Origin of the sequence: Bacillus sp. V33-4, from assembly GCF_002860225.1 — a bacterium.
GTDB classification, from domain to species: Bacteria; Bacillota; Bacilli; order Bacillales; family Cytobacillaceae; genus Bacillus_BJ; species Bacillus_BJ canaveralius.
Genome location: NZ_PGVC01000050.1, coordinates 1 through 16,032, shown reverse-complemented (window position 1 = coordinate 16,032; position 16,032 = coordinate 1). Strand labels below are relative to the sequence as shown.

The following is a 16,032-nucleotide window of genomic DNA, read 5'->3' as shown; positions in this document are numbered from 1 at the left end:
TAAGGTTTACTTATAGTTGGAATAGCAGCAATATTTATCTATCTGCTCTAATAGGTTATTTAATTGGCTCCAATCCGTTGTTTTGCCTGCTCACGCAACCGGAATTTTTGAATCTTCCCGGATGCTGTCATTGGATAGGCCTTCGTAAATTCAATATAACGCGGAATCTTGTGGCGGGAGATTTTGCCCAGGCAAAAGTCGCGAAGATCTTCAGCCGTGCATGCCTCCCCTTCTTTCAAAATAACCCAGGCCATCACTTCCTCGCCGTATACGGAATCAGGAACACCAATCACCTGCACATCAAGAACCTTCGGGTGGCTGTACAGAAATTCCTCGATCTCTCGAGGGTAAATATTTTCGCCTCCCCTGATGATCATATCCTTTAACCGGCCGGTTATTCTGCAATAGCCGTTCTCATCCATGATGGCCAAATCACCAGTATGCAGCCAGCCTTCTTCGTCAATCACTTCCTTCGTCGCTAGGGGATTTTTATAATAGCCCTTCATTACATGGTAGCCTCTTGTGCACAGCTCGCCTTGTACACCCTTTGGAAGTTCCTTGCCGGTTCCCGGCTCGACAATTTTCACCTCGACGGATGGAAGTGCACGGCCGACCGTTTCTACCCTAAGCTCGATGGGGTCGTCTGTTCTTGTTTGTGTAATAACCGGAGAAGACTCTGTTTGCCCATACGCAATCGTGATTTCGCGTGCACCCATTTTTTCAATAACTGCCTTCATGACCTCAATCGGACAGTTCGAACCAGCCATAATTCCGGTCCGTAACGAACGAAGATCATATGTTTCAAACTCGGGATCATTGAGTTCCGCAATAAACATCGTTGGTACGCCATGCAAACCTGTACACCTTTCCGCTTCTACGGTTTTGAGGACGGTTTTTGGATTAAATTCTTGAACCGGTACGATCGTCGCCCCGACCGAAACACATGCCAGTGTTCCAAGGACGCAGCCAAAACAATGAAAAAAAGGTACGGGAATACAGAGGCGATCTTCTTTTGTGAGCTTCATACAATTAGCAATGTTATATGCGTTGTTGACAATGTTGCTATGCGTGAGCATGACTCCTTTTGGAAAACCAGTGGTACCTGATGTGTACTGCATATTAATGACGTCATCCGGGTCGAGGCTGTTAAGACGTTCATTTAACTGATTTTCAGAAACTTCTTCTGCGAGCTCGAGTAAATCGGACCAACTGTATGTACCAGGATAACGATTTTCGCCCAAAACAATTACATTTTTTAAAAATGGCAGCCGGCTGCTTTTGAGCATACCTGGTTGTGAATTTTTCAGCTCGGGAACAATTTCATAGAGCATGTTCAGGTAGGACGAATCTTTGTATTTTTCCATGAGGATAATTGTCGTGGAGTCTGATTGCTGTAATAAGTATTCAAGCTCGGATGTTTGGTAGTTTGTATTCACCGTGACGAGGACGGCGCCCATTTTTCCGGTTGCAAACTGGCAGGCAAGCCATTCAGGCGTATTTGTAGACCAGACAGCAATATTTTCTCCTTTATCGAGACCGAGTTTCATTAGCCCTTTTGCTATCTTGCGGCAATAATCATTAAATTGTTTATAAGTCAGGCGCAGGCCGCGGTCAGCATAAATGACCGCTTCGTGATCGGGATGAGCATGTGCTTTTTCTTCTAATAAATGACCAACCGTTTTCGTTAATAACTCTGCCATGGAAAGCTCCTCCTTAGCAAATGTTTTATAATTCGAGGCAAACGCTTACAATGAATAATAACATGTTTGTTAGAAAATTCAAACTTCTTTCTTATTAAAAAAAATCCCATTAAAGAACCACTGCCTTATTACTGCAGTGGCTTCATATTTCAACTATTTTAGCCGGTTATTTTTACATAAAAGTTTCTTGTTCTTGGCCCGTCAAATTCACAAAAATAAATACCCTGCCAGCGGCCGAGGAGAAGCTTTCCGTTTGTGAGAATCACATGGCAGGACGCGCCAATCGTGCTTGCTTTCATGTGGGCGGCGGTGTTTCCTTCTTCATGGCGATCCAATGTGTGTTTCCATGGATAAGTTTCATCAAAGCGGCGGATCATATCCCTTTTCACATCAGGATCCGCATTTTCGTTGATCGTAATCCCTGCTGTTGTATGCGGGCAATAAATGATTGCGGTGCCTTCCCTTACACCGGATTCCTCGACAAGTTTGCCGACAATTCTGGTGATTTCATTCATTTCATCACGATGGTTCGTTTCGATCGTAAACTTTTTTAACATTGACAATGCCCCTTTCTGGATAATTGGTTCAAAAAGCAGTATTCATTTAAATTCTCTTTCAAATTCAGTTTTCCCTTTCTTTTCGCAAGGAGGAGATGAAAAATAGCGAAAAAAGGTTGACTATCGGGCAGAAATAATTCCCTCATTTACAAACAAAATGCAACAGCCGTTCAAAATGACTCGTCCATTAGTCCCTTTTTGAAAAATATTTAAAAAAAGCCTTTTCAAATCTAGAAAAAACCTATACAATATATAAAAATTGAATATTGAGAAATCCTTTAACTTACCGAGGAGGTACATGCAGAATGAAAATTATGAGTAATGAACAGTTGGTTGTCTCGTATCGTGATGCATTAAAGTCGGAAAAGGATAAGGACTGGGCTAAGATTTTAAAAGATGAAATTCAAAGACGTGGACTAAGGCCATTTAAAAACAGGTGATTAAGAAAGCCGTTTAGCATTTCAGCTAGACGGCTTTATACATGCAAAAAAACAAAAAATTAAGCCATGGGCGCATCAGAGCGTGCCATGGCTTAATTTAATTATCCTTCAAGCAACAAGGATTCCGGGTCTTCGATCAGTTCTTTTATTTTGACGAGAAAGGAAACAGCTTCTTTGCCATCGACGATCCGATGGTCGTAGGAAAGCGCGATGTACATCATTGGCCGGTTTTCGGATTTTTCTGCGTCAATCGCAACCGGACGGAGCTGGATTTTATGCATGCCAAGGATACCCACCTGAGGTCCGTTCAGAATTGGAGTGGACATCAATGAACCGAACACTCCACCATTTGTGATTGTAAACGTTCCGCCTTGCAAATCTTTCAAGGAAAGTTTATTGTTTTTTGCCTTATTGGCTAACTCCATAATATCTGCTTCGATCTCAGCAAAATTTTTGCGGTCAGCATCGCGGACAACTGGAACAACGAGCCCCTCTTCGGCTGCAACAGCAATGCCAATATCGTAAAACTTTTTAAGAATAATTTCATCGCCCTGAATTTCTGCGTTTAAGAGCGGCGACTTTTTAAGTGCTGCCACAGCCGCTTTTGTAAAGAAAGACATAAAGCCGAGGCGGACATCATTTTCCTCGAAAAACTGATCCTTGCGGCGTTTGCGGAGGTCCATAACTGCTGTCATATCGACCTCATTAAAAGTTGTCAGCATCGCCGCTGTTTGCTGTACTTCAACTAAACGGTTGGCAATCGTCTGGCGCCGGCGTGACATCCGGATCCGTTCTATTTTCTTTCCATTCTCTGTTCCGCCGATCTCAGGTACAGCCGGCTTCTGAACAGGTGAAACTGCTTGCTGTGGTGCAGAAGCGCTCGGTTTAAACGATTCGACATCGTGTTTCCTGACCCGTCCGAGTGGATCGACAGTTGGTACAGCGCTTAAATCGATTCCTTTTTCCCTGGCGATTTTGCGTGCTGCCGGAGAAGCGATCGGCCGCTGTTTGCTGTCCTGGTCCACAGCAGGATCCGTCATTATTGCTGTTGTTGTGGCTTTCTCTGGCTGATCCACAGGTGCAGCTGCTGTTTCGGGTTGCTGTTCCGCTTGTGAAGGTACTTCGGCTTGTCCCCCTTCTGCGAGCACGGCAATCACTGCGCCGACCTGGACGGTATCACCTTCATTCGCCAGCACCTCTTTCAATACACCTTCATGCTCAGATATAATTTCCACATTTACTTTATCTGTTTCCAACTCAACTACATATTCCCCTTTATTTACATAGTCGCCCGGTTTTTTCAGCCATTGTGCGACCGTACCTTCCGTGATCGATTCCGCCAATTCAGGAACAGTAATATCAGCCATTTTATAATCCCCCTTGTTCGTTGCGAGTTAATGCCTCTTCAATGATTCTCGCTTGTTCTTTCTTATGGATGTTCGGGTCTCCTTCAGCAGGGCTTGACCGGCGTCTTCGCCCGATATAGGAAACTTCAGCTGGATCCGGTGCAATTTCATTGATTCTTGGTTCAACAAAATTCCAGGCTCCCATGTTTTTTGGTTCTTCTTGAACCCAGCATATTTCTTTTACGCGCGGGTAGCGGTCAAATATTTTCTTTAACTGCTCGAACGGGAATGGATAGATTTCTTCAAGCCGAATGATATGAAGCCAAGCTGCGTTGCTGGCTGTTTTTAGCTTTTCAGCAAGATCAATGCTCACTTTTCCAGTGCATAAAATAATTCGCTCCACCTTTTCAGTGTTCATTCCAAGCCCTGGCTGCTGGATAAGCGATTTAAATTCTCCCTCGCTAAGCTCTATACTACTTGATGCGACAAGTGGATTGCGAAGTAGGCTTTTCGGTGTCATGATGACAAGCGGACGGACTTCTTCCCGTTTAAGAATCGCTGCCTGCCTTCTTAAAATATGAAAATATTGAGCAGCAGTTGTTAAATTTGCAACAGTCCAGTTATTTTCGGCAGCAAGAGTCAGGAACCGCTCAACTCTTCCGCTCGAATGCTCAGGCCCCTGCCCTTCGTATCCATGCGGGAGCAGCATGACAAGCCCGGATTTTTGCCCCCATTTTGCCCGGCCTGCTGCGATAAATTGATCAAATAAAACTTGGGCGGCGTTGGCAAAATCTCCATATTGAGCCTCCCAGATAACAAGTGTTTCAGGGGCGAAGACATTATAGCCATATTCGAACCCGACAACCGCCGCTTCGGAGAGCGGGCTGTTATGAACAGCAAAAGATGCCTGTGCCGAAGATAGTTGGTGGAGCGGTGAATACACATTTCCAGATATGCTGTCATGAAGAACAAGATGGCGATGGGCGAAAGTACCCCGTTCAGAATCCTGTCCCGTCATTCTGACCGGAGTTCCATCCGAAATGATCGACGCAAAAGCAAGCGTTTCGGCGAGAGCCCAATCAACTTTGCCATTATCGTCAAGCGCTTCGGTCCTTCTTTTTAAAATGCGTCCAAGCTTATTGAAGACATTAAACTCTTCCGGCCATTCGAGAAGCTCCTGATTGATTCGTTTCAGCTCAGTTGCGGGTACGGCTGTATTGATTTTCGGAATACCCTTTTCGACCGTTTCAGGAGGATTCATTTCATTGAATGCCTGCTCTTTTTTCTCCGGAACTTGTTCATTTGCCTCTTGGAGGCGGTTAAGTATTTGCGTTTCATATTCACGCCGCGTTTCATCAGATAAGACTCCCTCGTCAGCGAGCTTTTTAGCATATAATTCTTTGACGGTCGGATGCTCATTGATGATTGTATACATCAACGGATTAGTTGTCATTGGTTCATCCATTTCGTTATGTCCAAAACGACGGTATCCGATCAAATCTATTAAAAAATCTTTGTTGAATTCTGCCCTGTATTCAGCAGCAAGTTTCGCCGCAGAAAGGCAGGCTTCCGGATCGTCGGCATTTACATGCAAAATAGGAATCTCATATCCCTTGGCAAGATCACTTGCATACCTTGTTGAGCGGGAATCAATCGATTCGGTCGTAAATCCAATCGTATTGTTGGCAATAATATGAATCGTCCCGCCTGTTTTGTAGCCTGATAATCCGCTCAAATTTAATGTTTCAGCAACAATTCCCTGTCCGGGAAATGCCGCATCACCATGAATAAGGATCGCGAGAGCAGAAGTTGGCTCGTATTTAGGATAGCCCTTTTCAGAGCGCGTGTCCTGGGCCGCTCTTGTGAAGCCCTCCACAACTGATCCTGCGTACTCAAGATGGCTCGGATTGTTTGCAAGCGTTATTCTTGCTTTAACTGTACTTTCTTCAGTGATTTGCCGGTCGAGGCCGAGATGGTATTTTACATCACCTGTCCATCCATAATTAATTCCGATCGAACCTTCTGAAGGAACGAGCTCTTTATTCGGTGCATGCTGAAATTCAGCAAATATCGCTTCGTAAGGCTTGCACAATACATGGGCAAGAACATTAAGCCGGCCCCGGTGAGCCATTCCGATATTAATCGTTTTTGCGCCATCATGAACTCCTTCTGAAATAATTTCATCAAGGAGCGGCACCATTGAATCGAGACCTTCAATCGAAAATCGTTTTTGCCCGACAAAGGTTCTGTGCAGGAATTTTTCAAATTCTTCAACCTCGGCTAATCGCTTCCAGAGGGAGTTGCGTTTTTCGTTTGAAAAAGCAGGCAACAATGAGCCCGTTTCAGCCTTTTTACGAAGCCAATTCTTTTCTTTCATGTTGGCAACATGGTGAAATTCAAACGCAATTGAACCGGTATACACTTCTTTTAAGTAGTTGATGGCCTCGAGCCCATTATGGATATGTCCGGGAGCATCCGGGCAAACAACCGCGGCTGGAATCGCCTGCAAATCTTGATCGCTCAACCCGTAATGGGATGGTTCGATTAAATCCCTGACCGGCTCGTGGTCATTTAATGGATAAATTTGAGCAGCCAAATGACCATAAGCACGAATATTGTCAGCAAGACGGACAGCAGCAAGTGTCGATTCAAGCTGCTTGAAAGAAGGCTGAACAGCTGTTTCATTGTTTTTGTCCTCAGCAACAATCGATTTCGCCAGGGAAGGTGAGCCCCATCGCTCAAAGTATGCCTTCATTTCCGGATCTACTGAATCTGGATTTTTTTGAAACTGTTCGTATAATTCAATGACATAGCCGAGGTTCGGGCCATGGAATCCCTGCCAGACAGGGTCTTGCCCTGCTGATGGCTTTTTCATGAGAAATACCCCCACTTGCAATTTACTAACACAGCTTTTTTCTTCCTCTCTGCTTATACCCGTTTTTAACTTGAGTGAATAAATTTCATAAAGCAATTCTTTAACTGAAAAACGAACGGTCATTTAATATTAAGATAATATTATTCGCTTCCTACAGCATACTCCTGTTTATTTGGACAACTTCATTCGTTTTTCGGTTTAGCTTAGTACATTGTGAAATTTACTCGAGTAATTAATTGAATAATAATATTTTTCAGAGGATAAACCGTTTTCATAGCAATTTTATCATGCTAGGACCCATTCTACAAAGATTTTAAACGTAAAAATAGTGAAAACTATATATTTTTTTAAAAATATAAATTTATATTGGAATAAGAAATCATCTGTTCTTTACAGAAATTATGAAATATTATTTAGAGGATAAGCTGGAAAAAACCTAGAACATACCCACCAACTCTGTATTTTATTTTTGCATAAAAAAAGACAACCCCACCTGCATTTGATGCAGCGAGGCCATCACCTTAAAAAAACTCTATTCCATTCACAAAAAATTTCCTCGAGAATGAAAAATTGTTTCGCTCTTCTTGAAACATAAACCCCTTCATTTCATCGGTTTGAATTGGAAATTCCAAAAGTTCGTCCTTAATAGCTTTTGGGGAAGATGCTGCTAATCCGAACATTTCAATTCCGTCTCCACTTGCATAGGCATAGATTTCGTTACAATCTGAGTATAGATGCATGTTGTTTTTAGGCTCCATCTAACTTCCCCCCAATTGTTGATGTTACCTTTATTATAATGGGAAAATTCAGATTTTTGTTATTAATTATTTTTACAATTTTATTACACTTTTTGAAACGTTATTATCATGGTAAGCAAATGAGCATTCGCAACGTTTTACCAGAAACCTGCTCACTAAAAATACTAGATTAATAACCATAATGCGTCGAATTATGTTATAAAATGAGTAAACTGCTTTTTTAAGGATGAGTTTGATGAAGCTTTTATATGAAATTATCCCCCTTGGCGATTCAGCCATTTCTATTCAATTTGGAAACGAAATTTCGAAGGAAGCAAATGAACAGGTCCATCTGGCTGCCCGAAAATTAAAAGCAGCGCCATTTCCCGGTATGATAGACATCGTTCCTGCTTTCCATACATTGACGCTCCATTATAATCCAACAGCTATAAACTCGGCCGATCCTTTTCAAAAAGTTTGTAATGAAGTTGCCAACAGGCTACATGCCGAAGTTACAAATTATTCAACGCATGTGCCGGAGCGGCTGATCAAAATCCCCGTTTGTTACGAGGAAGAATTCGCACCCGATTTAGCGGAGGTTGCAAAGACAAACCAGCTGACAAAAGACGAGGTTATTGCGATCCATTCAAGCAAAACGTATAACGTGTATTTTATTGGGTTTGCGCCAGGCTTCCCATTTTTGGGTGGAATGGATAAAAGGATTTCGACACCGAGAAAAAATACACCACGCACGAGAATTCCTGCTGGTTCAGTTGGGATTGCAGGCAGCCAAACAGGTATTTATCCAATCGACACTCCTGGAGGATGGCAGCTTATCGGTAGATCGCCGCTTCCCCTCTTTTTGCCGCAGGCAGAGGTGCCAAGTCTGTTAAGAGCCGGTGACCTGGTGAAATTTGTGCCGATTTCGCGACAGTCTTTCGAGAATTGGGAGGAATCAGCATGGGCATCCAAGTAATCAAACCCGGGCTGCAGTCGACGATCCAGGATCTTGGCCGTTTCGGTTATCAGGAATATGGAGTGATTGTTTCGGGAGCAATGGATAACTATGCCTTACGGGTTGCCAATCTGTTAGTTGGAAATGAGGAAGGAGAAGCCGGTTTAGAGATCACGTTGATAGGCCCTTCGCTCCTTTTTGAACATAATACCGTCATCAGCCTGTTTGGTGCCGAGCTTCATGCCAGTATCGACGGAACTCCAATTCCGAACGGGAAGCCGTTAATGGCAGAAAAAGGTTCTATTTTATCATTTGGCTCCGTAAAGAATGGTTGCCGCTGTTACCTGGCTATTAAGGGTGGATTCGCAACTGATCCTGTCATGAGCAGTAAAAGCACTTATATGAAAGCAAAAATAGGCGGTTATCAGGGCAGGATGATCGCCGCGGGTGATGTTCTGCCAATTAAGGAAACGGTACTATTTCAACAGCCCTCCTGGAGAGCCAGCCCCTCCCTGTCAAGATACATAACAGAGAACAATCCGATTCGATTCATAAGCGGCAAACAGGCCGACTGGTTTACAAACGAAGGAAAAACAGCTTTTACTTCCTCCCCCTACCTGATTGCAAATGACTCTGACCGAATGGGATACAGACTGAAAGGCTCTCCTATTAATTTGATGGAAAAAAAGGAATTAATCACAGAAGGTGTGACAGTCGGTTCAATCCAGGTTCCTCATGACGGACAGCCGATTATCTTGATGGCTGACCGGCAAACGACGGGCGGATATCCGAAAATTGGACAAGTTGCAAGTGTAGATCTGCCGGCACTCGCACAAAGAAAACCGGGTGAATCTTTGTCGTTTCAAGAAATATCGTTACAGTTGGCTCACCGCTTACTATTTGAACAAGAGAAAGAACTGCAACTCTTGAAGCGTTTTATCAATAATAAACTGAAAGGTGTGTGATGGCAGTGCTGAACGTTGATTTAAATTGCGATCTTGGTGAAAGCTTTGGGCATTACCGACTGGGAAATGATGAAACGATTATGAAGTATATCTCCTCTGCCAATATTGCCTGCGGTTTTCACGCCGGGGATCCAAATATTATGAGAGACACGGTTAAACTGGCCTTAGATCATCATGTTGCGATCGGAGCCCATCCAGGTCTCCCCGACCTGATCGGCTTTGGACGGAGGAATATTGAGATTTCGCCTGCTGAAGCCTACAATTTGATCGCTTACCAAATTGGTGCGCTTGATGCTTTTGTGAAAATTGAGGGGGGACGGATGAATCATGTGAAACCGCACGGTGCTTTATATAATATGTGTGCAGTGAATCCAGGGCTGGCTGAGGCGGTTGCGAACGCAGTTGCCGATGTTAATCCTGAGCTGATTTTATTCGGGCTCTCCGGCAGCGCCCTAACGAAGGCCGGGAAAAAACTGGGCTTAAAAACGGCAAATGAAGTGTTTGCTGACCGTTCATACCGGACGGATGGTACGCTAATGCCGAGAAACCTGCCCGGTGCGGTCATTACCGAGGACGTACAAGCCTTACAGCAAGTGATTCAAATGATCAAAGAAAAGAAAGTAACGACTCCGGAAGGAAAAGAAATCTCGATACAGGCAGACACAATTTGTATTCACGGGGATGGTCCGAGGGCTGTTGAGTTCGCAGAGTTAATTTTTCAGTCATTAACGGCTGAGGGGATTTCGATCTCGGCAACATGAGCGCATAAAAAGAGGCGTTCTCAATGGATGAGAGTACCTCTTTGAAAAACTCACTCATATTGCCCGCTTTCTTTAGTTTCTGCTTTCATTCGCTCTTCTTCTTCTTCGACACTTATCCTTGTTATTTCTTCGATAAGATAATGCTGAATTTGATCCAATTGTTGCTGCGAAAATTCTTTCTTCATGTCCAACTTGATCACCTCATCATTAATATGGGGTGGTTTGGGATATTTTATGATTGATATTTTGTTCACATCTTAAAAACTGAACTTTTCAAATACGATTCGCAACATAGTTACTGATTCAGCACCAATTCTCCCTGGAGATTGAATGTTTGTAAATCGTGTGCCGTTATTTTCGAAGGTGAGAGTGCATAAAGACTGTTGTCGATATAAACCAGCCTTTCGATACTATTGGACCATTCCTCATAAACCTGTTTATAAAAACTGTGGGTTATTTTCGACTTTAGTGAAAAGCCATTAGTTGAATCAATATGATACACATACGCTCCTTGAAACTCGTAGTTTTGCGCAACTTCTTTCCCTTCTATATCAGAATATACGGTAATTGGAAATGCAAATAAATTTTTGCCGCGATCGTATAACAGTGCCTTATGGTCATGATTGAGTGGCGAATATGTGCCGCTTCCACCAATGATTTCTGTGAATTTTTCCTTAGGACTGGCGACATCGCTTACATCAAAGAGAGAGATTTTCACGCCCTTTGTTGTTACTCTTGGCTCAGTTGTTGATGTAAATCCTTTAACCAGTTCTGTATCTTGCCCAAAGCCAATGATATGGTTTTCATCATATGGATGCAAATAATTACTGAAACCGGGAATTTTTAATTCACCGAGCACCTTTGGAGTCTTCGGGTTTGCTGCATCAATTACAAACAGTGGATCTACTTGCTTAAATGTAACGATGTAAATACGTTCCCCCATAAACCGTGTTGAATATATTCGCTCACCTCTCGCTAGATCCTTCAATTCTCCTATGCGCTGGAGATTGACATCAAAAATATAAAGGTGATTGGCTGAAGGCCGTTCTTCATTCCAGGAATTGTCTTTTGTTGTTGCCACACGCAAATTCCCTTCGTACTCGTCCATCGCAAATTGGTTTAATATCGTCCCTTCGATCTCGGCAGAACTATGAAAGGCAACATTCATCCCTTCAACTGAAAACTTATAAATCGTCGTATCAGGTGATAAAATACTGCTTCGATCACGTTCAATGCTTGTGTAGTTTGGGACAGCCAGGTATAAATAACCGTTGGACATATATAGCTCCTGCCCGCTGCCTAAATAAGTGGTCATGGCTGCATCCTTTAAAGGGTCGCTCAAATCGATTGCAGCGATCGTATTGTAGTTTGTTTCGGCAGAATCCGAAAAGTAGTGGATTTGATCATAATCGATACTCACAGGCTTTTCACTTACTGCTGTGTCTCTGTATCTTGGCCGCAAATCGATCTTCTTGCCTTGCTCCAATGCCCAGTAGTCAGGATAATGGCTGGCAATTAAATAAACGATCCCATTTCTTTTACGTGACGACACGTACGAACCTTCCATCTCCAGTTCCCTGAGTTTTGCCGGATTTTGCGGATCTTCAATATTGTAGATGATGAGCTTTGTCGATTGATACATTGGCACGATGCTGAGGTCTGCGGATGTCTGCGACTTAGGCAGCCGGGGCATTTGTTGATAGCTTGGTCCAATAATGACCAGATGCTGATCTTCGACATACAGCTGGGATGGCATAAAAGAGCTGTCATATTCAAGAACTTTCTTCAGAATCATTTTATTAGCTGGAATAGCTTCAATGATTCTCACTTTTCCGTCAGAAATTTGGTAAATATGTTTTCCATCCGTTTTTACAGTATCTGCCTCATCGATTCCTGCGACCTGGACATTTGTCTCGGACACCGATTTTGCTGAGCTTTCTGTTTTAGCACTGTCTGCTGATAGTGTAGCATTCTCTTTAGTTGCATCGAAGGCAACTGTTTGGCGATGATTTTTTTCCGTTTTGATTGCCTTCTTAAAATAGTCATCCAGTTTTTCCTTTGAACCGATCACAGGCAGTGTCTTGTTCACGACAAATGACAACTGCTTGCCGGAACTGAGCTTTCTGCCGCTCTTTGTTTTTATTCCGTCTAAAATATTGAGCGTATAAAATGGTATGTTAGAATCATAGCCTTGATCAGGCGGGCTAATATATACCGTTTGGCCGTCCGGCCCCAATTCTACATCCACTTCTTGCTTTTTACCTTGATCATCTGTCACATAAATCTGATTTCCGTCCAGGCTTGCCTCAGCAATCTTTTTCGAAAAAGATACCTTCCAAACCTTGTTTTTTAAAACAATTGGTCTTTCATCATATTGGGCCCAATCATTGACGATTTTAAGCTGGGTAAAATGCGCATAAACAGCTGCCCCTGCTATAAGGATCACCAAACCGGCAATCAACCATGTTTTCCGCATCATATAACCCCCTTTATCTTTCTAGACGGCAAGCTTTGATAAATGGTTACAGGACTGTCAACCCGGAAAACAGAAAAAAGTGCGGCTGTCATTCATTCAGGCGTACTTTGCACGTTAATATATGAAAATTAAAGACGTTGCGGAAATTCAATTATATTCAACAATAAGAAGCTGCCAGGTGCTTTCTTGCGCACCTGGCAGCTTCTCCTCGGATGTTCAGTAACCTTTATTTATCGCATTTTGAGCCAGTTTTATATCATTCAACAACAACTGTTGCAAATTGTAAGCAGGATAATAACTGCGCTTATACATATAGTAAAACACTTGTGCGTGCCAGGCAATCGCAGCATTTAATTGTCTCACAAGCACTTCCCGTAAAGCAGGAGTCGCCGTTTCTGTAATGGCGATCGCATAATTGCGGACCGCAGTCTTGGCAGCTCCTAATAAATCTCCGGCGTAAAAACCGGTCTCCGCCCTCTCTTCTTCTTCTCTAAAACCTGGCGCCGCAGGATAAAACTTCAATAATTCCCGCAAATTTTTTTCAAGCGTTTTGATCGAGAAAGTATATAATTGTTTTAATTCATCATCATCCACTTTCCGGTAGAGCTTCTTAATTCTGTTCAGTACGATAGCTTGATATGCAACTAATTCGTGTACTTCCAGTGTTTCATGCCAGGCCAATCTTCGGATTTCCCGCATTCATGTTTCCCTCCCGTAGCGTTATCACACTGACTACTTTATGAAGGCGGGAACATTATGTGCATGGTTATTTAATCGCCTTATTGCAGACGTCTATTTCAAAAATTATTTAAAACTTTTACCAGTCAAGTTCATCATGGCACGGCAAAATTTACTCCATTCCTTTGGAAACTCCTGACATCCTCCGCTCGAGTACGTTGCTCCTTTTGTCTCAAGCTTTATGGACCAGCTAGTACCATCCAAGATCATTTCGTTGCGCTGGTAATCATGCTTCCAGTCCCAAATCTTCATTTTGAACAATTCCTTCTTGAAATCTTCCACTCTTCCATACTTTTGTGGCAAATTATGTTCAGTCTGTTGATGTTCGTTTGAAGTCCATTCAATATAAAAAAATGTATTCTTTTGAAAATTGATTTTCACCTTGTACCACGGTCCCGGGTGGCGTCCTACCGAAGCTGTCAACGAAACAATCTCCTTATCAGGATTGATCGATACAATATTATCTTTAACCGAAAACAGATCCTTTTTTCGGCTAATCACAGACTTTATGTGGGAAAGTTTAAGAGAATTCTCTCGCTCACCCTGGCTGCTCATTGCCTCGAGGATTGACGGAAGTGACGCAGGACCGTTTTTTTCTATTATTTCAAGAATTTCTTCATACATATTCATGTTATATACTTCCTCATCTAAAAAGTTCAGTATTTTAAGCTTTTCATTCATTCCGCTTTTTTTCAGCAATCTATCTTGTCTCCATTCTAAATGGACTGGAACATAGTACAAGCGTGATGAAATATTATACCTTGCACTACAGATTAAATCATCATTTACTGTTTTTACATTTATAGTATAAGGTAAAAATGGTAGAAATGCTGTAATAAAATTCACTTTTTGATTTAAATATGGCAAGTGTGATTTTACTGAAACAGATAAATGGAGCTATATGTTTTCTCGGCTTTAAAACTCATATCTCTTTTTTGTTTGGAGACATTAATCATATTATCGATTATCGGGAGGATTTGGCATGCCGTCACAACAACATAAATCCATCTGCAATAGTGAATATGATAAATTGCATACAGTTATCCTGTGCGAACCTCAGCATATGACAATTAGAGAAGTAATCAATGAAACCCAGAAACATTTTAAAAATGAAGGGATTCACATAGAGCTGGCGTTGGAACAGCACCGCGATTTTCTTATAAAATTGGAGGAACATGGCGTTAACGTTGTACTGCTCCCTGCGCTCAGGAAGTTCCCCGAGCAAGTGTTCACCCGCGATATCGGTTTTACGATCGGGCAAACAGTCTTTGTCGCAGAAATGGCCCATGACATCCGAAAAGGTGAAGAAGACGTTTTAAGAGAGTGGCTTGAACAGGAAGAAATCCCCTACTACCATTTATTAGGGGACGAGATTGAAGGTGGAGACGTTGTAATTGACCGAAACACTGTCTATATTGGCGTCAGCAACCGCACAAACTTAGCTGCAATCGAACATTTGCAAAGTTTGTTAACGAATTATGAAGTGATAGCCATTCCGTTTACCGAAACATATCTGCACTTGGATTGTGTATTTAATATCATTTCCACCGAGGAAGCAATCATTTACCCCGGAGTTATTGAGAAAGAAAAAGAAGAACTTCTTCGGTCCCGCTACGATTTAATCGAAATCACCGAGGAAGAGCAGTTCACGCTTGGAACCAATGTGTTTTCGATTGGAGATAAAAAGATATTCAGCCTTCCCGTAAATAAACATGTTAACAGTGAGCTTCGTAAAAGAGGCTATGACGTAATTGAAGTTGATATTAGCGAAATCATTAAATCCGGCGGTTCATTTCGTTGCTGTACGATGCCCCTGATCCGTGAAGAATAGAAAAAAGTGGCATCCATTTTGGATTGTGCCACTTTTCAATAACAACGCTACTCAAGAAATCTCTCCTTCATGCTTGGTGAGGGTATCATACAGCTGTCTTGTTTTCCAAACCACCTGTAGCGATTATGCGCGATCCAATCATAGAAAAAGTTACGAACTGGCACAGGCACTAGCAAGAGCAGAACAAGCAGTTTCCATCCCCCTTGCAGCTTACTTGCAGTCCTTAAGGCAGCAGAGGATTTGATAAAGGCCTTGCGTTTTTCGATTAATACTATACTGTCAATGTTGTTTTTTAAGTTATATTCTTGCAATAGCTTTTGACCGACATCACCTTGTATTGAGGCAAATTTAAAATATCCTTGTTGATCCCGTTTGATAATAAATTGCACACTGCTGTGACATAAGTTGCACACACCGTCAAAAAGAATAATCGCAGCCATGATTCCTCCTTCTTAGCAAGTGAATGAATAATCTCTTCTATAAAGCAACAAGATATTTTTGTTTCGTTTATTTTTTCCAGGCATTATTTACCCCTGTGATTCCTAATTATAACTGGTCAAATAGGAAAAGGCACGGCGGTTGTCCTGAGCGTTTGAGTCAAGCATTTGTTGGCGGAATTTATTTCCACCTAAAACGTGTAAGCGGATTCAT

Annotated in this window: 15 protein-coding genes; 5 read left to right on the top strand and 10 right to left on the bottom strand. The window is 42.4% G+C overall.

What is annotated here, in order from left to right; all coding sequences use genetic code 11:
* Window positions 1-59: 59 nt before the first annotated feature.
* Window positions 60-1,700 carry an AMP-binding protein gene (locus CVD23_RS17535; RefSeq protein WP_101666710.1) on the bottom strand — a complete coding sequence of 547 codons (1,641 nt, stop codon included), beginning with the start codon at window positions 1,698-1,700 and terminating at the stop codon, window positions 60-62.
* 158 nt (window positions 1,701-1,858) lie between these two features.
* Complete coding sequence (locus CVD23_RS17530; protein ID WP_101666709.1) at window positions 1,859-2,257, bottom strand: secondary thiamine-phosphate synthase enzyme YjbQ; 399 nt, start codon at window positions 2,255-2,257, stop codon at window positions 1,859-1,861.
* A gap of 305 nt (window positions 2,258-2,562) precedes the next feature.
* Between CVD23_RS17530 and sda the strand changes: the two genes are divergently transcribed.
* Window positions 2,563-2,697, top strand: coding sequence for a sporulation histidine kinase inhibitor Sda (gene sda / locus CVD23_RS17525; protein ID WP_101578627.1), 135 nt, complete (start codon window positions 2,563-2,565; stop codon window positions 2,695-2,697).
* Between the two features lie 101 nt (window positions 2,698-2,798).
* On the opposite strand, the gene odhB is transcribed toward sda, so the two are convergent.
* The 3 genes from odhB to CVD23_RS17510 form a co-directional block, all read right to left on the bottom strand.
* Window positions 2,799-4,064, bottom strand: a complete 1,266-nt coding sequence (gene odhB / locus CVD23_RS17520) for a 2-oxoglutarate dehydrogenase complex dihydrolipoyllysine-residue succinyltransferase (RefSeq protein WP_101578626.1) — start codon at window positions 4,062-4,064, stop codon at window positions 2,799-2,801.
* Window position 4,065: 1 nt separating this feature from the next.
* Complete coding sequence (gene sucA, locus CVD23_RS17515; protein ID WP_101666721.1) at window positions 4,066-6,918, bottom strand: 2-oxoglutarate dehydrogenase E1 component; 2,853 nt, start codon at window positions 6,916-6,918, stop codon at window positions 4,066-4,068.
* Between the two features lie 521 nt (window positions 6,919-7,439).
* Window positions 7,440-7,676, bottom strand: a complete 237-nt coding sequence (locus CVD23_RS17510; protein WP_101578625.1) for a hypothetical protein — start codon at window positions 7,674-7,676, stop codon at window positions 7,440-7,442.
* 235 nt (window positions 7,677-7,911) lie between these two features.
* On the opposite strand from CVD23_RS17510, the gene pxpB reads away from it, so the two are divergent.
* The 3 genes from pxpB to CVD23_RS17495 are packed head-to-tail and all read left to right on the top strand — an operon-like array spanning window position 7,912 to window position 10,336.
* Window positions 7,912-8,631, top strand: coding sequence for a 5-oxoprolinase subunit PxpB (gene pxpB, locus CVD23_RS17505; RefSeq protein ID WP_101666708.1), 720 nt, complete (start codon window positions 7,912-7,914; stop codon window positions 8,629-8,631).
* Window positions 8,616-9,575 carry a biotin-dependent carboxyltransferase family protein gene (locus CVD23_RS17500; protein WP_101666707.1) on the top strand — a complete coding sequence of 320 codons (960 nt, stop codon included), beginning with the start codon at window positions 8,616-8,618 and terminating at the stop codon, window positions 9,573-9,575. The genes pxpB and CVD23_RS17500 overlap by 16 nt, the downstream gene beginning before the upstream one ends.
* A 5-nt stretch (window positions 9,576-9,580) precedes the next feature.
* Window positions 9,581-10,336, top strand: a complete 756-nt coding sequence (locus tag CVD23_RS17495) for a LamB/YcsF family protein (protein WP_101578660.1) — start codon at window positions 9,581-9,583, stop codon at window positions 10,334-10,336.
* 50 nt (window positions 10,337-10,386) lie between these two features.
* On the opposite strand, the gene CVD23_RS22055 is transcribed toward CVD23_RS17495, so the two are convergent.
* From CVD23_RS22055 to CVD23_RS17480, 4 genes are all read right to left on the bottom strand, one after another.
* Window positions 10,387-10,527, bottom strand: a complete 141-nt coding sequence (locus CVD23_RS22055; protein ID WP_180955711.1) for a hypothetical protein — start codon at window positions 10,525-10,527, stop codon at window positions 10,387-10,389.
* A gap of 104 nt (window positions 10,528-10,631) precedes the next feature.
* Window positions 10,632-12,812, bottom strand: coding sequence for a beta-propeller domain-containing protein (locus CVD23_RS17490; RefSeq protein WP_180955706.1), 2,181 nt, complete (start codon window positions 12,810-12,812; stop codon window positions 10,632-10,634).
* A 216-nt stretch (window positions 12,813-13,028) separates the two neighbouring features.
* On the bottom strand, window positions 13,029-13,511 hold the full coding sequence (locus tag CVD23_RS17485) for a spore coat protein (RefSeq protein ID WP_101666705.1): 483 nt from the start codon (window positions 13,509-13,511) through the stop codon (window positions 13,029-13,031).
* Window positions 13,512-13,616: 105 nt separating this feature from the next.
* Window positions 13,617-14,249, bottom strand: a complete 633-nt coding sequence (locus CVD23_RS17480; RefSeq protein ID WP_257988587.1) for a hypothetical protein — start codon at window positions 14,247-14,249, stop codon at window positions 13,617-13,619.
* Window positions 14,250-14,532: 283 nt separating this feature from the next.
* On the opposite strand from CVD23_RS17480, the gene CVD23_RS17475 reads away from it, so the two are divergent.
* On the top strand, window positions 14,533-15,381 hold the full coding sequence (locus CVD23_RS17475; protein ID WP_101666704.1) for a dimethylarginine dimethylaminohydrolase family protein: 849 nt from the start codon (window positions 14,533-14,535) through the stop codon (window positions 15,379-15,381).
* 47 nt (window positions 15,382-15,428) lie between these two features.
* Here the strand turns inward: CVD23_RS17475 and CVD23_RS17470 are convergent, their stop codons facing one another.
* Entirely contained in the window at window positions 15,429-15,821 is a 393-nt protein-coding gene (locus CVD23_RS17470; protein ID WP_101578619.1) for a thiol-disulfide oxidoreductase DCC family protein, read from the bottom strand.
* Between the last annotated feature and the right edge of the window lie 211 nt (window positions 15,822-16,032).